This is a genomic window from Photobacterium pectinilyticum (assembly GCF_024357955.1).
Lineage (GTDB): Bacteria > Pseudomonadota > Gammaproteobacteria > Enterobacterales > Vibrionaceae > Photobacterium > Photobacterium pectinilyticum.
The window spans coordinates 95,729-113,461 of the sequence record NZ_JANEYT010000004.1 but is presented as its reverse complement, the minus strand read 5'-3'; the positions used below and the strand labels follow the sequence as shown (position 1 = coordinate 113,461).

The following is a 17,733-nucleotide window of genomic DNA, read 5'->3' as shown; positions in this document are numbered from 1 at the left end:
TTACCCTTCCTTCTCAATTGTGTCCAGGCACTGACGTAGCATAGGACCAAATTCATACTTACCTGGGCATACGAACGTACATAGTGCTAGATCTTCTTCATCCAGCTCTAGTGCACCTAGCTGCTGAGCACTGTCAACGTCACCTGCACACAGGTCACGAAGAAGCAGAGTCGGCTCGATATCAAGCGGCATTACTTTTTCGTAGTTGCCGATTGGCACCATCGCACGCTCAGAGCCGTTCGTCGTCGTGGTCATGTTGAATAACTGACCCGGGAAGAACTGGCTTAAGAAAGAGCGAGTAACAGAGAATTTGTTTTTACCTGGTACGATCCAGCCCAAGAATTCTTTTTCACGGCCTTCGCGAAGAGCAGAAATCTGCAGGTGGTAGCGACCAAGGTAGGCATGAGGGCCTGCGGCATTAACACCGTTCAGTACAGAACCAGAAAGAATACGCAGTTCGCCTGGCATCATTTCAGAGTCTGTGATCTGCTCGATAGACGCACCAATTTGAGTACGAACTAGACGAGGGTTGTTAACAACAGGACCAGCCAGAGATACCACACGATCAGTGAATAGCTCACCAGTCAGGAACAACTTACCGAATGCGATAACGTCCTGGTAATTGATGTGCCATGCTACGTTCTCGATGCTTGCACCGAACAACGTGTGGATGTGAGTACCGACCAGACCCGCAGGGTGCGGACCGTTGAATACATGCTCTTCCACATTGGCTTCACTGCAGCGAGGTAGGCTTGCACCAGACTTACAAACCAATACTTTACCGCTCGTTAGGCGAGACAATACTGTCAAACCTGCGATAAATGCATCGTTTTGCTCGTTGATAACAACTTCTGGGTTAGCTGCTAGAGGATTGGTGTCTAGAGCCGTTACAAAGATAGCCTGAGTCTCAGCATCGATCGCAGGGACCTTGCTGAACGGACGCGTACGAAGCGCTGTCCACATACCAGACTCAACAAGCTGATCTACTAGTACAGAGCGCTCAAGTTGAGCAATCTGACCAGCGTCATAGCTGTTGAATGTAACCTGCTCGTCGCCTTCTACATCAATCACTACGGATTGTAGAACACGCTTTGCACCACGATTGATTTCTGCAACCTTGCCACTGGCTGGAGCAGTGAACTTAACGCCTGGGTTCTTCTTGTCTTCAAAAAGAACCTGACCTTTTTTCACTACATCCCCTACGCGGGTATGCATTGTAGGACGCATACCAACATATTCTTCGCCAAGCAAGGCGACACGTGTGATGGCCTTGCCATCATTTATCGCCTGGGTAGGAGTCCCTGAAATTGGGATATCCAGACCCTTTTTTATTGTAATCATACGCACTTGCACTACATTAACGGGAAAAAAATTTTCTATTGCGCAATTTAGACACGACTTTCCTTCGTCCGAAGCCGGTTTGATCCAAAACCAGCAACGCAACATCCTATTCACTTACTCATCACACTTTAAGTGTCGAGTAATTTTGAGGCCAGAATTTTAGCACTATTTGGTTGGATTTTACCATGGCAAACAGCGCTAATCGGACTGAAAATCGGCTAACTCTTTAAACGCAATATCCTTGTTGGGTCATTATTTTGAACTGACACACAAAAGTGACAATCCTGTGCGCTTATCATTTCCATTACAGCCACACCAACAATTTAATAAGAAACCAACAACTGTCACACGGTCACAACAATGGGGCGAAATGCCCCATTGTTATATGTTTCAAATATGTCGCAATGTTAACCATCGTTAACATCTACTAAGGCATAAATAACCCCTTGGCGGTACGACTCTTTCCACCACAAAAACGGACAATTATCCTAAATTTATTCAAAGTCAGGCTCACTTGCCTATTGGGCTTGGTCCACACTGCAGCCATTGGTTTTTCGTTATATTTTTTAATGGCAACCTTTCGCTTTGCGAACTGACAGACCCAATTATAGACAGCAGAAGTCAAGTTATAGGCTCGAGCTGTCATTGCTGGAACGAAATCAAGCCAATATCCCCAAATCACGCCTAGGTGCTTGGGTATAATAGGCGGTATCTTTGCAATAGTACGAAATTGATTGAAGAAATGATGCGCCAAGTCTCAAACTTCAGTGTGAAAAAAAGCGCAATCATTGTGGTTTCATATCTAGTTCAGCTGTCAGTCAGCCTAATTTACTGCCACCACGGCACGCCGGCGATGCTGGCGCCCCTTCTTGCTGGCTCTGCCACTCACTTTCGGTATAGGTGTGAATCGCCAAGGCATGAATATGGTTGGCAAGCTCGTCAGCCAAGGCCGAGTTCACAGCGCGATGACGGCCAATAAGACGCATCCCCGTAAACTGCTCACTGACTACAATCACTTTGAAATGGCTCTCTGAACCTTCCGGTACATTGTGCATGTAACTTTCATTGATCACTTCAAGATGAAGGGGTGAGAACGCGTGCTGTAGTTTATCTTTTATACGCTCTTGGATCATGGTGTACCTTTTACAGAGAAATATCAGTACTACTGACGGCAACTTATGTGCGGTAGTAATATAAAGACTGACATAAAATGTGTTTTAAGTAGTGGCTGGTTTTGCGAAAATACCAGTCAATGAGTAAACATACCGTAAAGTAACCGTTAATGAAACCAGAGCTAACCCTTCATGAGCGTACGCTGATTCTACAGCGATACCCAGTAAGGAACACCGAAACCCTGCAGGCATGGGACGCAGCAGACGAGTACCTGATCAACCATGTCAAAGAGGCTGATATCACCCTCGACCCAGCGCGTCCGATCCTGATCCTGAACGATAGCTTCGGGGCACTTAGCTGCTGGTTTGCCAACGACGGTAAGATCACAACCGTCACTGATTCATTTATATCAGCACAAGGCTGTATGGCCAACCTTGCAGAGAATCAGCTTCCTGAAGTAAACATCATCGACGGCCTCGCGGAGCTACCAGAAAAACCACAACTGGTTTTGATGAAGTTGCCAAAAAACAACCGCTTTCTGGTATGGCAGTTACAAAAGCTTTGCCAATTACTGCCTGCTGACTGTACGGTGATTGCAGCAGCCAAAGCGAGAGACATCCATTCCTCGACCTTGAAGCTGTTCGAAAAACACCTCGGCGAAACCAAAACCTCGCTAGCCGTGAAAAAATCTCGGTTAATTTTCTGCCAAGCCAATCCTACACTTGCCCAGCCACTACCGGCTCCGCAGCAATGGGGTGTCCCAGAGCATGACATCACATTGAGCAACCATGCCAATGTATTTTCCAGTGATAGCTTAGATATCGGTGCCCGCCTGCTGCTCGAGCATATCCCAAGTGGCAATCAATATCAGGACATCGTCGATCTCGGTTGTGGCAATGGTGTGATTGGCATCAAGGCTGCTCGCCTCAACCCACAGGCAAATGTGGTATGTGTCGATGAGAGCTACATGGCTGCCGCATCTGCCCGCATGAACGCGGAGGCAAACCTTGATAATCCATCGCAACTGACAGCGAGAGTCAACAACTGCCTAGACAACTTTCCAGCCCAGAGCGCCGATTTAGTCTTGTGCAATCCTCCCTTCCACCAGCAGGCGGCTATCACTGACCATATTGCTTGGCAAATGTTTTGCGACGCCAAGCATGTGCTGCGCGGTAGCGGCAAGCTGATTGTTATTGGTAACCGCCACCTGGGATACGGTGGCAAACTCAAACGTTTATTTGGCAATGTCACCGTCATAGCCCAAAATAACAAATTTGTCGTTTATCAATCAGATAAGTAAATTACAATATCACTTTTTACGGGGAGCTTGCGCAGCCCCCGCCTATACCCAAGGATAGAATGACTATGAAGAAGCTTCTTGTTGCTGCCTCCGTGCTTGCCCTGACGGCCTGTTCTACCCCGTCTGAGCCTCAGCTGTCCATCAGCCCGGAACCGGTGATCGCCTCACAACCTCTGGTACAAGGCAAGAGCATTAATCTCGATAGCCGCGATCTTCGTACGGCGCAATTCATTGCTGTTGTCGATAATGGCCGTGAAAATGTTCAGCCGCTACACAGCAACGAAAACCTCCGTACCACAATGGAAGGTGCGCTATCACGTCAGTTGACCGCCCAAGGCTATACCATTGCTGAAGACAGCGAGGGGACCTTGCGCCTTGATATCCTTGAAGCGATGGTCAACGTCAAGCACAGCGTAGTAAGCCACGAACTGAGCAGCAAGCTCCAGCTGCAACTTGTCGTGGAAACGCCAAAAGGTAAATTTGTTAAACGCTATTCCGGCAAATCGGCCCGCAATGGTGCAATGAGCGCATCGGTTGAGGATATGGAACAGTCAATGAACCATTTAATCACAGCGGTACTTAAAGACATCTATGCTGATCCTGAGTTAAATGCTTATATGCAGGAGAACCTATAATGCGTCGCTTGCTATCTACCCTATTACTTTGCCTGGCAATTCCGGTCAGTGCTGCCACCCAAGTTTCGGTCACAACTAACCTGGGTGAGTTCGTCATTGAACTTGAACAAGAAAAAGCCCCGATTTCGAGCGAAAACTTCCTTCGTTATGTGGAGGATGGCAGCTATGAAGGAACGATTTTTCACCGTGTTATCCCGGGTTTTATGGCTCAAGGCGGTGGTTTTGACAAAGATCTCAAACGTCGTTCAGGCTATGAGCCTATTAAGAATGAGTCCACCAATGGCCTGAGCAATGCCAAAGCCACGGTCGCGATGGCCCGCACCCAAGATCCGGACTCAGCAACTCGCCAGTTTTATATCAACTACCAAAATAATACCTTCTTAGATGCACAAGGCAGCCGCCCGGGTTATGCGGTATTTGGCAAAGTTGTGAGCGGCTTCCCAGTTATTGAAAAAATGACCGAAATTCCCACGACAACTATCCGCTCTATGGGTATGAAAGATGTTCCTGAGCAGCCTATAGTTATTGAAAGTATCAATATTATTAAAAATTAGACACAAGCTAATGTCACCTGATCATTAGTTTGTGATCAGGTGACTGCTATGCTCAAACTTGTCTCTTCCAATCATGCAACCCATGCTGAGTTAATCAGCCAGCATATTGCCGACCATGCTCCGGCGATTGCACTCAGTGCCTTGGGGACGATTAACGGCGACGTCAATTATGACGCCATGAAAACGACCATCACCGAACATCTTCATGAATGGTGGCTGCTCTCTGTCCCTTCTGGCTCCCCAGACGATCACTACGAGTCTACCTACTGGTACTTAGTCCACTTACTGGAATCGTTGGAAGAGCATGAATTGCTGGGCAATAACTTTTTGCAATACAAAGTAGCTTCGGCTGCACAGTTTCTGCTCGGGCTCGGTGAACGGCAGGAAAAAATGCAGGGGATCCGTCCTTAATCTTCGCCCTATCTCTCCCCTTCCCACCGTCTCACCCAGCCGTGTTTCAGAGATATACAAGTTTCATACTTTGCGACCACCTTTTACTGTATTTTTACTTAATTACTCGGTAGCTTGCGGGTATACCTGTATATACTACTGGCTGCTAATTCAGAAATACCTGAGGGATCCATGGAGCAATCGATTGAAAATGAAAAACTTGGCTGGCGAGTATATCTAGAGAAAAAAGTCCTGATCATGTTGGCACTGGGCTTCTCTTCCGGCCTGCCTTTGCTACTGGTATTTGGGACCTTATCTTTCTGGCTTCGGGAAGCCGAAGTGAGTCGCACCGATATCGGTTTTTTCAGCTGGGTGGCACTGGCCTACGGCTTTAAATGGATCTGGTCACCGCTTATCGACCGCTTCCCAATTCCGATCTTGTCATCACTGCTAGGAAGACGCCGAGGCTGGATGATCTTCTCGCAGCTACTGATCATTGGCTCCCTGATCGGAATGGCGGTCAGCAATCCACAGGGCGACTTGGTTCAATTGGCTATTTTTGCCGTCATCGTCGCTTTTTCTTCGGCGTCACAAGACATTGTGATTGATGCTTATCGCATTGAATTAGCTTCCGAGCGATTACAGGCGGCACTCGCTGCTGCCTACATGACCGGTTATCGTCTCGCAATGATCATGGCGGGAGCTGGGGCACTGGCATTTGCTGCTTGGTTTGGTTCGAATACCGGCTACGATCCTGAAGGCTGGAAGTATGCCTATTTCATTATGGCAAGCCTGATGTCGGTCGGTCTTATTACTGCGCTATGTATTCATGAGCCGACCATTGATAGCTCAGCCATCGATAATGTCGAGAAAGAATTCCGCCAAAGCCTCATAGCCAAAGGGACCTCACCGCGCAAGGCAAGGCTCATCGCTTGGTTCTATGCCGCCGCTGTGATGCCATTTAAGGATTTCTTCGATCGCTATGGTAAACAAGCCCTGCTGATCCTGGCCCTTATCAGTTGCTACCGGATTTCCGATGTCGTCATGGGTGTGATGGCCAATGCCTTCTACGTCGATATGGGCTTTACCAAAACCGAGGTGGCCTCGGTGTCAAAAATCTATGGCGTTATCATGACACTATTAGGGGCCGGCCTTGGCGGGATCTTGGTCAGCAAATACTCCACCATGCGCATTCTTGCCTTGGGGGCAGTGCTCGCTGCTCTCACCAATTTGGCCTTCATGGTATTTAGCTATATCGGCAATAGCCTACCGATGCTGACCTTGGTCATTTCACTGGATAACCTCAGTGCCGGCATAGCGACTGCCGCTTTCATTACCTTCATGTCGAGCCTGACCAATGTGGCTTTCTCTGCCACACAATACGCGTTGTTCAGTTCCATCATGCTGTTGTTCCCGAAATTCATTGCCGGTTTCTCAGGCTTGTATGTCGACATGTACGGATACAACATCTTTTTCCTCACCACCGCCCTTATCGGTCTGCCAGTACTGGGGTTGATCTACATCGTCAACAAGCACAGTACCAGCTTCAGCACAAAGAACGACTAGCAACACAATTGCGCCTCCCCTAATATTCGGTAGCGCCTAAAGGAAGTATTCTGTTGAGCAGAAATACTTCCTTTTTTATTTTCTGCACTTTTCATCCCCATTTGAGATAGCAAAACCGCGCTTAGAGTACCCTCTTCACACTTAGTTCAGAAAATTTACTTTAAAACGCACAAAAAACACGCTAAAGATCACTTTTTCTTCAACTTGAAATCGATTACAGTCGATCGAGATCACATTTAGCAAAGGATTGCGCAATCGTTACATTCACAAAGGTGACATAAAGCAATACACTCTCCGCCAACAGAACACGGACAGACAAAAGTCCGGTCTTAAAACACAATTAGCGAGAGTTCACCCCATGCGTAAATCACTAGTAGCACTAAGCGTTCTAGCTGCCTCTGCTGTTCCAGCAGTTAATGCGGCTGATTACTCTGACGACATCCACAAAAACGACTACAGCTGGTCTCAGTTCAACCTGATGGCAGCCGTTGACGAGAAAGGTGCAGGCCCAGAGTCAACTCACGATTACCTAGAGATGGAATTCGGCGGTCGTTCAGGCATCTTCGACCTATACGGTTACGTTGATGTGTTCAACCTAACAAGTGATTCAGGCAGCGACAAAGACGGCGCTGAAAAAATCTTCATGAAGTTCGCACCGCGTATGTCTCTTGACGGTCTAACAGGCAAAGACCTGTCTTTCGGTCCAGTACAAGAGCTATACCTAGCGACTGTTATGGAGTGGGGTGGCAACTCTGGTGTTAACTCTCAGAAAATCGGTCTAGGTTCAGACGTAATGGTTCCATGGTTGGGCAAAATTGGCCTAAACCTATACGGTACTTACGATTCAAACGAGAAAGATTGGAACGGCTTCCAAGTATCTACCAACTGGTTCAAGCCTTTCTACTTCCTAGACAACGGTACGTTCATTTCTTACCAAGGTTACATCGACTACCAGTTCGGTATGGAAGATGACGCTGCATACCAGTCAAGCCACGGCGGTGCAATGTTCAACGGTATCTACTGGCACTCTGACCGCTACGCAGTGGGTTACGGTCTGAAACTATACAACAACGTATACGGCTTTGAAGACGGTGCAGCTCTACCATGGGCACCAGAAGCTGAGTCTTCAGGCGTTGGTCACTACTTTAGCGTAACTTACAAGTTCTAAGTTACGGCTCTCGTAGCTGATAGAAAAAAGCACCTTCGGGTGCTTTTTTTATGACTTTTGCATTACCCCGAACTTCCCCTCTCAAATCTAAGATAGAAATTACTTTCGAGACACCCTGTCTTTGTTATTCATTTTTGGCACATTTTTCCAGCAATAAGATTTCCGCACGCAAGAACCTTGCCGTAGTTGCAAGACAGGCCGCCCCCAAAGCACTAATCCGCTAACCTTTACTTAACACTGGACTACGCCAGACAACATGGTCGTTCAGTGCCCATAAGCAATGGCAAATGGCTAGCGAGACACTATCATGCATAAAACCCTGACCGCTTTAAGTATCAGCGCAGCAGCAATGCTGCCAACTGTCAGCTTTGCTGTCGATTATTCAGATGATATCCATAAAAACGACTATAAATGGCTTCAATTCAATCTCATGTACGCCCTTGAAGAGCTCCCAAGATCACCTGACGCACATTCCGGTCATGATTATTTGGAGATGGAATTCGGCGGACGCTCCGGTATCTTTGACCTTTATGGTTACGTTGATGTTTTTGATTTAACCGATCACGATGCCAGCGATAAGAATGACGGGGTTAAAATCTTTATGAAATTTGCCCCTAGGCTTTCCCTTGATGCCATGACCAAAAGAGATCTTTCAATCGGGCCATTCCAAGAATTTTACATCGCCACCTTGTTCAATTGGGATGGTGGCTATGCCAAAGAAAGTGATTTTCCCCCGGTCAACAACTCCTTCTGGGGCATAGGCTCAGACGTTCAGGTTCCTTGGTTTGGCAAAGTCGGCCTCAACCTTTATGGCCTCTATGATATTAACAACAAAGACTGGAACGGCCTGCAGTTATCAACTAACTGGTTCAAACCCTTTTATACGTTCCCCAATGATAGCTTTATTGCCTACCAAGGCTACATCGATTATCAGTTTGCAGCCGATGACACCTTCAAGGGTAATTCACAAGCCAACCATGGTGGGGTAATGTTCAACGGCTTCTACTGGCATTCTGACCGTTATGCCGTGGGCTATGGCTTCAAACTCTATAATGATGTTTACCTCATAGAAGATACCAGTAGCTTCGAATCCACTGGTATTAGTCATTACTTCTCTGTCACCTATAAATTCTAAAGCCACCTTTATCCGCTCAGGGAGGAGCGGACTAAATCTCTTCTTCCCCGCTTTAACGGTGTTATTATCCCGACATAGTCATCCAATACACGGAAGCAAATTGTGAACATCACCATTCTAGGAGCCGGTGCCGTCGGTAGGCTATGGGGCTGCAAACTCGCTAATCAACACAACGTCCATTTCTGGACGCGCGACAATCACCAAAAGTTAGCTATTCACCTAACAGGCACTGATGCGACTGCCAAGCTCACGCCGAAATCCACCTCTCTGTTTGAGGCTAACCAACCCCCTTTATTGGCGAGCAGTGATCTGGTGTTAGCCACCGTCAAAGCCTTTCAGGTCGGTGCCGCCATTCAAGCGATCAAACCGCACCTGAATCCCGAGACTGCAGTAGTGATCATGCACAACGGCATGGGTAGCCAGCAAACCGTATTGGACCTACTGCCCAACAACCCGATCATTTATGCCACCACCGCCCAAGCCGCTTTCCGCCCTAGTCAGGATGAAGTGCACCACACAGGTATTGGCCCTACCCTGCTGGGAAGCATTACGCCACACGGCATCCAGCACCAGCAACTGGCACACTTACTTGATGATGCCCTGCCCCCTTGCCAATGGGAGGACGATATTAACCAACCGTTATGGAACAAATTGGCTATTAACTGTGCTATCAACCCGCTGACAGCACTTCATCTTTGCAAGAACGGCAAACTGGCAAGGTCAGAATTCGATACCGAACTAGACGCTATTTGCCAAGAAGTCGCTTTGGTTATGTCCGCAGAGGGATACCCAGTTACCGCCTCAGTGCTCAGACAACGGGTCGATACGGTAATAAATGCAACGGCTGACAATTTTTCTTCCATGAATCAGGATGTTTGCCATCAAAGGCAGACAGAAATCGACTATATTAGCGGGTATCTCATTGCCCGGGCGGCAACACATAACATTGAAGCCCCTCACAACCATCGCCTGTGGCAGGCTATAAAAGAATTGGAGAGAAAATACCATGACCAATGACAGCACCAGCCCGAACCCTATCAAGGTCGCTGTATGCATTGCACCAGGAACGGAAGAGATAGAAGCCATCACGACTATCGACATGTTGGTTCGCGCCAATTTTTCGGTAACGACGGCCAGCGCTGCGTCCGACGGGGCGTTGATCATGGAAGGCTCGCGAGGGATCAAACTGGTTGCCGATACAGCCTTGGTCAATATTGCCGATGAACCGTTTGACTGTGTGGTACTTCCCGGTGGGCTTGGCGGGGCGGAATGCTTTCGTGACAGCCCGCTGTTGGTTGAGTTTGTCAAACAGCACAAATACGATGGTAAGTTAGTTGCGGCTATATGTGCTGCTCCAGCCCTTGTGCTTGAACACCACCAGCTCTACCCTGAAGCCCTGATGACATCGCACCCTAGCTTCCATGACCGTATTCCGGCAGAGCGTCTTCGCACCAAACGCGTGGTCTATGATGTCAACAACCGCTTGCTAACCAGCCAAGGGCCGGGCACCGCAATGGAGTTTGCGTTTGAAATCATCAACCACCTTGCCGGCAAGGAAAAGTCGGCCGAGGTTGCAGAGCCAATGGTGGTATGGCCGAACATGCACTACACGGTGTTACCAAGAAAATAGGTAAAACATAAAACTACCGACATAAAAAAACGAGAGCCAAGGCTCTCGTTTTTATACATACAGTTTTTACTGATTTAAGGACGGTAGACCTTCACGTTGTCAAAGCCGTTCTCTTTCAGGTAAAGCGCCTGTAGGCGACTCATGACACCACGGTCACAGTACAGCAGATAGGTTTTATCCTGCGGCAAGTCACCAAACTGGGTCGCCAGTTTGTAGAACGGAAGGTGCTTCACATCGACATTGCCGAGCTCAAGCGGGTTCTCGTCTTCTTCATCCGGGCTACGGATATCCAGTACCACAGCGTCCGTTTCGATCTGGTCTACCAGCTCGATTTCCGGAGCCTGCTCTTGGCTTTCTTTCTCAATATCTCGGATATCAATCACACGCGCCTCAGAAACCACTCGCTCTAGAACAGTGTAATCGAACTTCGCTTCCTCGGTTTCCAGCTTATGCAATACCGCTTTCACCGTCGGGCTCTTGGAGATCACACCGCAGAATTCCGGCATAGTCTTGGCAAAATCTTCGGTACCGATTTTACGGGCAACATCGATGATGTCTTCTTTGTCCCAGTTGATCAGCGGACGCAGGATCAGCGTATCGGTCACGTTATCAATATGGCGCAGGTTAGTCAGAGTCTGGCTCGATACCTGACCCAAAGCTTCACCAGTCACTAATGCTTGAATACCAAAACGCTCAGCAACCATACCTGCAGCACGCATGAACATACGTTTAAGCACAACGCCCATCTGGCCGTCATCAATGTTTTCAAGGATTTCGCCAACAACAGGTTCGAAGTCGATCGCAATAAACTTCACTTTAGCGGATGAGCCATACTTCTTCCACAAGAAGTGAGAAACCTGCTTTACACCGATTTCATGCGCTGGGCCGCCCAAGTTGAAGAAGCAATAATGCACTTTACTGCCGCGCTTGATGTGAAGATAACTTGAAACACCAGAGTCAAAGCCACCAGAAATCAAGCTCAATACGTCTTCCTGAGTGCCCAACGGGAAACCACCCAAACCTTTATGGCGGGCAAGGATCTGGTTCAGCTTCTCATTTTGCACTTCGACACGGACAGTCATATCCGGGTTCTTCAGCTTCACCGACGCCGACTCAACAGCTTGGTTGAGTCCACCGCCCACATAGCGCTCAAGCTCGATCGAAGTAAAATCATGCTTACCGGTACGTTTAGCACGAACACAGAAGGTTTTGCCTTCTAGAGTGTTACCAACATGTGCGAGAGTCTGCTCGTAGATGTCGTGCAAATCGGTGAAGTCAGTCTGCTTAACTTCCAGCACATGGTGGATCCCCGGAGTCTGGGTCAAGACGGTCAGTATCGCTTCACGCTGGCTGTCGTCTTTTGGCACCACTTCAATATGGCTGCGGCGATTGATCACCGCAATAGACTCACATGAACGCTGAAGGATAATGCGAATGTTACATTCTAAGATTCTGGTAAAACGCTTACGTACAGATTCACTCTTTACGAAAATCTCAGGATGGGGTTTAACAATAAATTTCATAACACGCTTCGCTACACTGGGCCAAACAATACCAAAAAGGCTGAAAGGCGCGGATTATACAGCAAGCAGGCTGTTGCTGAAACAAGGATATTATATCTAAGTAACTTCAAGGTGCTTAAATATAGTGTAGGCATATTTTCATTTGTCGTTAGGCAGTTGCTTAACGACGGATAAAACAAAGACCGCCTCCTACTAAGGAGACGGCCTGTAAAATCACGTCAAACATGGCTTACTGAGCACTTCGGCTAGAGATTTCTTCACTGTAGTGAGGTTCGCCTTGCATGATGGAAATTTCTACCCGCCGGTTGGCTTTGCGCTCTTCCGGTGTAGCATTCTCATTCAGAGGCTGGGTGCCAGCCAGCCCAACCACACGCAGACGCTGGGGATCAAACCCTTCAACCTGCTCCATTTCCTGAGCTACCGACACTGCCCGCTGGGCAGATAAATCCCAATTGGAGCGGTAGAGCTCGGAGTCCAGTTTCTGGTTGTCGGTATGGCCACTGATCCTGATCCCCCCGGGAACATCTTTCACCAAATCAGCAACCTGTCGGATCAATGGACGGAATTTGGGTTGTAGGAATGCCGAACCTTCAGGGAAGGCCCCTTTTTCCTTAACCCGAATCACCACTTGCTGGCCGAGGTTTTCCACCTCGATTGCCCCTTCGTCTATTTCACGGTTCAGGGCTTGCTTTAGCACTTCCAATACCTGCTCTTGGGCTTCGGTCATTTCCGATTCGTTATTCTGATTTTGCTGGGTCGCTACCTCAGCGCTCTGACCGCCAGTCATCTTTCCAGCATCTCGCTTGGTGCCGCCGGCACGGTCTGAATCACCGTCATGAAAATCCAACGTCCGTTGGGTCATATCAATGGTCTGCTGCATGATCACCTCAATCGGTGTCGGCTCTGGCCTGCCAGGGCGGAACTCCTGGGCGATCACACTGGTCCCTTTAGGGATGTCTTTCACTTCCAGCATGTTTTGTACACCAAAGGCGAATTTCATCGAACCGGCGATCTGCTTGAATTTCAGTACATCCATTTCGGAAAATGACAACAACAGAACAAAGAAACACATCAGCAGCGACATCAAGTCAGCAAAGGTGCCCATCCACTGTGGCTGACCCGGAGGGGGACATTTATGTTCTTCTTCCATCAGCCCTCCTTAATCATCAACGTTAATGGTACGTTTTTTCTCGTTGAGATAGTTTTTCAGGTAGCTGTCGATAACCCGGGGGTTCTGACCATCCTGAATAGCCAACACCCCATCAAGGATCAGACGGCGGTTAAGTTTTTCTTCATCTTTGCGCAGACCCAATTTTGCCGCTATTGGCAACATCACCATGTTGGCCATAATGGCACCATATAAGGTTGTCAAAAGGGCAACGGCCATCGCCGGGCCGATTGATTTAGGGTCGTCCATGTTTGACAGCATGGCCACCAGACCGATCAGGGTACCTATCATCCCCATCGCAGGAGCGACATCGCCAAGCGCTTTGAAGATACCAATCCCAAGCTCATGACGTTCATTGGTCAAGGCGATGTCTTTTTGCAGTGTCGCCCTTACCACATCGGCATCATGACCATCCACCAGCAAATCGACGCCTTTGCGCAGGAAACTATTATCCACTTCCATTTCTTCAAGCGCGAGGAAACCGCCTTTACGTGCGGCATCAGCCATCTCGACAATTTTTGCAATCAAATCTTCCGGATTGTCGTTCTTGAACATAAATGCCTTAACGGCAATTTTGGTGGCCCCCAAAAACTGGCCAACGCTGTATTGCATCAAGGCTACAAACAACGAACCACACAAAACAATCAAAATCGACTGGGTGTCAACGAACATGCCAAAGCTGCCGCCGAGCACCATGGCCATAATGACAAAAGCAAATGCCCCAATTAATCCTATAAGGGTCGCCAAATCCACTTGGTAGTCTCCAGTTCGTTGCACTTGTGAATCAGTATTGAACGGTACATTGTATCGAGCCCCTTGTGACCTTTCAAAGACACAATGCCAAAAGGGCTGCATTCGTTCATTATTCGTGCTTCAGGTGACCTCAATATGAAGCTAACACCAGCATTTTTCGTTATTGAAAGTTATTATCGGCACTTTGCTGCTTAGGTTTAGCTTTGTAGGGAGAAAAAAAGAAAAATCCTGTTTGCCACACAGATTACTGTGAGATAATTTGACCCAGATTACGCTCTACGCTATTTTTCGAGCACTTAGAAGAGAAATGACACCACTATGGCAGCCAAAAAACCTGAAAATATGGCCTTTGAAGCCGCACTGGATGAACTAGACGCAATCGTCAATGAGTTGGAATCCGGAGACATTGCGCTCGAAGATGCACTGAAAAAATTCGAACGCGGCATTGCCCTTGCTCGCACTAGTCAGCAGAAATTGACCCAAGCCGAACAGCGCGTTGAAATCCTGCTTCAGGCAGATGACGAAGCTCCCCTGACCAAGTTTGATACAAATAATGAATAACACGCCATCACTGTCGCAATCACTTCAGTTTTATCAAGCACGCAATAACCAACAGCTTGGACAGTGGATTGATGCCCAGCCTTTTGCTGAGCTACCACTTATCCAGGCCATGAAACATGGTACTCTTCTGGGTGGTAAACGTGCCCGTCCATTTCTGACTTACGTTACCGGAGAGATGCTAGGTGCCGATATTGTTGATCTAGATACGCCAGCTGCGGCGGTAGAGTGCATCCACGCTTATTCGTTGATCCACGATGATCTTCCGGCAATGGATGATGATGATCTGCGTCGCGGCCAGCCAACCTGCCATATTGCCTTTGATGAAGCAACCGCCATTTTGGCTGGTGATGCACTGCAAACTTTGGCATTTGATATTCTCGCTTCAGGCTCTCTAGGTACTGACGGTGAAGCCAATCGGGTCGCGATGATCCGCGAGCTGGCCAAAGCGTCTGGCGCCAGCGGCATGTGCATGGGCCAAGCCCTTGACCTAGATGCAGAAGGTAAACATGTCGGCCTTGAACAGCTTAAAAACATCCATCGTCACAAAACCGGTGCCCTGATCCGCTGCGCGGTCCGCCTTGGCGCATTAGCAGCTGGTGAAAAAGGCGTTGCCATTTTGCCTCAACTTAATGCCTATGCCGATGCAATTGGTTTGGCGTTTCAAGTCCAAGACGATATCCTTGACGTAATAAGTGATACCGAAACCTTGGGCAAGCCGCAAGGTTCGGATATCGAGCTGGAAAAAAGTACCTATCCTGCTCTTCTCGGGTTGGATGGCGCCAAGGCAAAAGCTCAGCAACTGTACCAACAGGCACTACACGCATTGAGTGCAATCCCTTACAATACTGAACAACTAGAAGTTTTTGCCCGATACGTCATCGAGCGCAATAACTAAAAACAGCAAAGCGCCGTGAATGTTATGACACTGGATATTTCGAAATACCCTCATTTGGCGTTGGCCAACACCCCAGATGAGTTACGCCTGCTGCCTGCAGAAAGCCTGCCAGCAGTGTGCGACGAGCTACGCACCTACCTACTGAATTCAGTCAGCCAGAGCAGTGGCCACTTTGCCTCTGGCCTGGGTGCTGTCGAGTTAACCGTCGCACTGCATTTTGTATACAACACACCGTTCGATCACCTGATTTGGGATGTCGGCCATCAGGCCTATCCGCACAAAATCCTGACTGGCCGTCGTGACCAGATGCCGACCATCCGCCAAAAGAACGGGGTGCACCCATTCCCGTGGCGTGAAGAAAGCGAATACGATGTGCTGTCTGTCGGCCACTCTTCCACCTCAATCAGTGCCGGGCTGGGGATGGCTATCGCGTCTGAAAAGGAAGGGATGGGTCGTAAGGTTGTCAGTGTCATTGGTGATGGTGCCATTACTGCTGGTATGGCTTTCGAAGCCATGAATCACGCAGGTGGCGTCCACTCAGACATGCTGGTGATCCTCAACGACAACGAAATGTCGATCTCAGAAAATGTCGGGGCGCTAAACAATCACCTAGCACGTTTGCTGTCCGGTAACCTCTATACCACTATCCGTGAAGGCGGTAAAAAAGTTCTGGCTGGTGCGCCCCCCATCAAAGAGTTGGTCAAGCGTGCCGAAGAGCATCTCAAAGGCATGGTTGTTCCGGGAACCATGTTCGAAGAGCTTGGCTTCAACTACATCGGTCCAATCGACGGCCATGATGTCGAGGAGCTGGTCAAGACCCTCAAGAACATGCGTAACCTCAAAGGCCCGCAGTTCCTGCACATTATGACCAAGAAAGGCAAAGGCTACGCCCCTGCCGAAGCGGATCCAATCAACTACCACGCAGTCCCTAAGTTTGATCTGAACCAGAATCCAATCCCGAAAGCGAAAAGCCAGCCAACCTTCTCCAATGTCTTTGGCGACTGGTTGTGTGACATGGCCGAGCAGGATGAAAAGCTGATGGCTATCACGCCAGCTATGCGTGAAGGGTCGGGTATGGTGCGCTTCTCCAAAGAATACCCATCACAGTATTTTGATGTGGCAATTGCCGAGCAGCATGCTGTAACACTGGCAACCGGTATGGCCATTGGCGGCTACCACCCGGTTGTGGCAATTTACTCGACGTTCCTGCAGCGCGGCTATGATCAGTTGATCCACGATATCGCAATTATGGATCTGCCGGTGATGTTTGCCATCGACCGGAGCGGCCTAGTTGGCGCCGACGGGCAAACCCACCAAGGAGCCTTCGATATCAGCTTTATGCGCTGTATTCCAAATATGGTGATTATGGCGCCAAGCGATGAAAATGAGTGCCGCCAGATGCTCTACACCGGCCACATGCACCAAGGCCCGAGTGCGGTTCGCTACCCTCGCGGCAGTGGGACGGGGATTGTGCCTAAGCGTGAAATGACGGCCCTGCCAATCGGTAAAGGAATGATTCACCGCGAAGGTGAAAAAGTCGCTATCCTCAGCTTCGGTACCATGTTGAGCTATGCACTGGAAGCCGCAGAGAGCCTCAATGCGACTGTTGCCGATATGCGGTTTGTGAAACCCCTTGATGAAGCCTTGATCCTTGAACTGGCCGCCAACCATGATGTGTTGGTGACGGTTGAAGAAAATGCGATTGCCGGCGGTGCTGGCAGTGGGGTCAACGAGTTCTTGATGAAACAGAAAGTACTCAAGCCGGTATTGAACCTTGGCCTACCTGACCGCTTTATTGAGCAAGGCACTCAAGCCGAGCTTCATGCAATGCTGGAAATCGACGGTCCAGGTATTGAAAAGCAGATCCGCGCTTATATCGACTAATCCTCAGCCGCACTGATTTACGTATAGACTCTGTGCCCCAAGCAATGTTCTATTGTTTGGGGCACTTTCTTATACCAATCTGGATAAGTAGTTGTTATGTAGGTTGGTATTAGGTTC

Annotated in this window: 17 protein-coding genes; 12 read left to right on the top strand and 5 right to left on the bottom strand. The window is 48.7% G+C overall.

The window, feature by feature from the left end:
• On the bottom strand, positions 1 to 1,341 hold the full coding sequence (locus NHN17_RS03230; protein ID WP_255040694.1) for a Na(+)-translocating NADH-quinone reductase subunit A: 1,341 nt from the start codon (positions 1,339 to 1,341) through the stop codon (positions 1 to 3).
• A gap of 818 nt (positions 1,342 to 2,159) precedes the next feature.
• Positions 2,160 to 2,474: a transcriptional regulator BolA gene (bolA, locus tag NHN17_RS03225; protein WP_255040693.1), complete on the bottom strand. Its 315-nt coding sequence runs from the start codon at positions 2,472 to 2,474 to the stop codon at positions 2,160 to 2,162.
• Between the two features lie 149 nt (positions 2,475 to 2,623).
• On the opposite strand from bolA, the gene NHN17_RS03220 reads away from it, so the two are divergent.
• From NHN17_RS03220 to yajL, 9 genes are all read left to right on the top strand, one after another.
• On the top strand, positions 2,624 to 3,754 hold the full coding sequence (locus NHN17_RS03220) for a methyltransferase (RefSeq protein ID WP_255040692.1): 1,131 nt from the start codon (positions 2,624 to 2,626) through the stop codon (positions 3,752 to 3,754).
• A gap of 65 nt (positions 3,755 to 3,819) precedes the next feature.
• On the top strand, positions 3,820 to 4,389 hold the full coding sequence (locus NHN17_RS03215) for a YajG family lipoprotein (protein WP_255040691.1): 570 nt from the start codon (positions 3,820 to 3,822) through the stop codon (positions 4,387 to 4,389).
• On the top strand, positions 4,389 to 4,943 hold the full coding sequence (locus NHN17_RS03210) for a peptidylprolyl isomerase (RefSeq protein ID WP_255040690.1): 555 nt from the start codon (positions 4,389 to 4,391) through the stop codon (positions 4,941 to 4,943). The genes NHN17_RS03215 and NHN17_RS03210 overlap by 1 nt, the downstream gene beginning before the upstream one ends.
• A gap of 48 nt (positions 4,944 to 4,991) precedes the next feature.
• Positions 4,992 to 5,354 (top strand): hypothetical protein, encoded by a 363-nt coding sequence (locus NHN17_RS03205; RefSeq protein WP_255040689.1) that lies wholly within the window; start codon positions 4,992 to 4,994, stop codon positions 5,352 to 5,354.
• A gap of 171 nt (positions 5,355 to 5,525) precedes the next feature.
• Positions 5,526 to 6,899 carry an AmpG family muropeptide MFS transporter gene (locus NHN17_RS03200; RefSeq protein WP_255040688.1) on the top strand — a complete coding sequence of 458 codons (1,374 nt, stop codon included), beginning with the start codon at positions 5,526 to 5,528 and terminating at the stop codon, positions 6,897 to 6,899.
• Between the two features lie 358 nt (positions 6,900 to 7,257).
• Positions 7,258 to 8,067: a nucleoside-specific channel-forming Tsx family protein gene (locus NHN17_RS03195; protein WP_255040686.1), complete on the top strand. Its 810-nt coding sequence runs from the start codon at positions 7,258 to 7,260 to the stop codon at positions 8,065 to 8,067.
• A 307-nt stretch (positions 8,068 to 8,374) separates the two neighbouring features.
• The gene (locus NHN17_RS03190) at positions 8,375 to 9,202 is read left to right on the top strand and encodes a nucleoside-specific channel-forming Tsx family protein (protein WP_255040685.1); all 828 of its coding nucleotides are present in this window, start codon (positions 8,375 to 8,377) and stop codon (positions 9,200 to 9,202) included.
• 102 nt (positions 9,203 to 9,304) lie between these two features.
• Positions 9,305 to 10,219, top strand: a complete 915-nt coding sequence (gene panE, locus NHN17_RS03185; protein WP_255040684.1) for a 2-dehydropantoate 2-reductase — start codon at positions 9,305 to 9,307, stop codon at positions 10,217 to 10,219.
• On the top strand, positions 10,209 to 10,832 hold the full coding sequence (gene yajL, locus NHN17_RS03180) for a protein deglycase YajL (protein ID WP_255040683.1): 624 nt from the start codon (positions 10,209 to 10,211) through the stop codon (positions 10,830 to 10,832). The genes panE and yajL overlap by 11 nt, the downstream gene beginning before the upstream one ends.
• A gap of 74 nt (positions 10,833 to 10,906) precedes the next feature.
• Here yajL and thiI read toward each other — a convergent pair whose 3' ends face one another.
• The 3 genes from thiI to pomA all read right to left on the bottom strand — a co-directional run bounded on the left by thiI (position 10,907) and on the right by pomA (position 14,276).
• Positions 10,907 to 12,355 (bottom strand): tRNA uracil 4-sulfurtransferase ThiI, encoded by a 1,449-nt coding sequence (gene thiI, locus NHN17_RS03175; protein WP_255040682.1) that lies wholly within the window; start codon positions 12,353 to 12,355, stop codon positions 10,907 to 10,909.
• Positions 12,356 to 12,584: 229 nt separating this feature from the next.
• Complete coding sequence (locus NHN17_RS03170; protein WP_255040681.1) at positions 12,585 to 13,505, bottom strand: flagellar motor protein MotB; 921 nt, start codon at positions 13,503 to 13,505, stop codon at positions 12,585 to 12,587.
• A 9-nt stretch (positions 13,506 to 13,514) separates the two neighbouring features.
• Positions 13,515 to 14,276 (bottom strand): flagellar motor protein PomA, encoded by a 762-nt coding sequence (pomA, locus tag NHN17_RS03165; RefSeq protein WP_255040731.1) that lies wholly within the window; start codon positions 14,274 to 14,276, stop codon positions 13,515 to 13,517.
• A gap of 318 nt (positions 14,277 to 14,594) precedes the next feature.
• On the opposite strand from pomA, the gene xseB reads away from it, so the two are divergent.
• From xseB to dxs, 3 genes are read left to right on the top strand one after another with little or no spacing between them, the layout of a single operon-like run.
• Positions 14,595 to 14,837, top strand: a complete 243-nt coding sequence (gene xseB, locus NHN17_RS03160; RefSeq protein ID WP_255040680.1) for an exodeoxyribonuclease VII small subunit — start codon at positions 14,595 to 14,597, stop codon at positions 14,835 to 14,837.
• Positions 14,830 to 15,732 (top strand): (2E,6E)-farnesyl diphosphate synthase, encoded by a 903-nt coding sequence (ispA, locus tag NHN17_RS03155; RefSeq protein ID WP_373689535.1) that lies wholly within the window; start codon positions 14,830 to 14,832, stop codon positions 15,730 to 15,732. Before xseB ends, ispA begins: the two co-directional genes overlap by 8 nt.
• 24 nt (positions 15,733 to 15,756) lie before the next feature.
• Complete coding sequence (gene dxs / locus NHN17_RS03150) at positions 15,757 to 17,616, top strand: 1-deoxy-D-xylulose-5-phosphate synthase (protein ID WP_255040678.1); 1,860 nt, start codon at positions 15,757 to 15,759, stop codon at positions 17,614 to 17,616.
• Positions 17,617 to 17,733: the final 117 nt, after the last annotated feature.

Coding starts and splice junctions, on each gene's coding strand:
- NHN17_RS03230 (WP_255040694.1), bottom strand. CDS start 1,341: ATGATTACAATAAAAAAGGGTCTGGATATCCCAATTTCAGGGACTCCT.
- bolA (WP_255040693.1), bottom strand. CDS start 2,474: ATGATCCAAGAGCGTATAAAAGATAAACTACAGCACGCGTTCTCACCC.
- NHN17_RS03220 (WP_255040692.1), top strand. CDS start 2,624: ATGAAACCAGAGCTAACCCTTCATGAGCGTACGCTGATTCTACAGCGA.
- NHN17_RS03215 (WP_255040691.1), top strand. CDS start 3,820: ATGAAGAAGCTTCTTGTTGCTGCCTCCGTGCTTGCCCTGACGGCCTGT.
- NHN17_RS03210 (WP_255040690.1), top strand. CDS start 4,389: ATGCGTCGCTTGCTATCTACCCTATTACTTTGCCTGGCAATTCCGGTC.
- NHN17_RS03205 (WP_255040689.1), top strand. CDS start 4,992: ATGCTCAAACTTGTCTCTTCCAATCATGCAACCCATGCTGAGTTAATC.
- NHN17_RS03200 (WP_255040688.1), top strand. CDS start 5,526: ATGGAGCAATCGATTGAAAATGAAAAACTTGGCTGGCGAGTATATCTA.
- NHN17_RS03195 (WP_255040686.1), top strand. CDS start 7,258: ATGCGTAAATCACTAGTAGCACTAAGCGTTCTAGCTGCCTCTGCTGTT.
- NHN17_RS03190 (WP_255040685.1), top strand. CDS start 8,375: ATGCATAAAACCCTGACCGCTTTAAGTATCAGCGCAGCAGCAATGCTG.
- yajL (WP_255040683.1), top strand. CDS start 10,209: ATGACCAATGACAGCACCAGCCCGAACCCTATCAAGGTCGCTGTATGC.
- thiI (WP_255040682.1), bottom strand. CDS start 12,355: ATGAAATTTATTGTTAAACCCCATCCTGAGATTTTCGTAAAGAGTGAA.
- NHN17_RS03170 (WP_255040681.1), bottom strand. CDS start 13,505: ATGGAAGAAGAACATAAATGTCCCCCTCCGGGTCAGCCACAGTGGATG.
- xseB (WP_255040680.1), top strand. CDS start 14,595: ATGGCAGCCAAAAAACCTGAAAATATGGCCTTTGAAGCCGCACTGGAT.
- ispA (WP_373689535.1), top strand. CDS start 14,830: ATGAATAACACGCCATCACTGTCGCAATCACTTCAGTTTTATCAAGCA.
- dxs (WP_255040678.1), top strand. CDS start 15,757: ATGACACTGGATATTTCGAAATACCCTCATTTGGCGTTGGCCAACACC.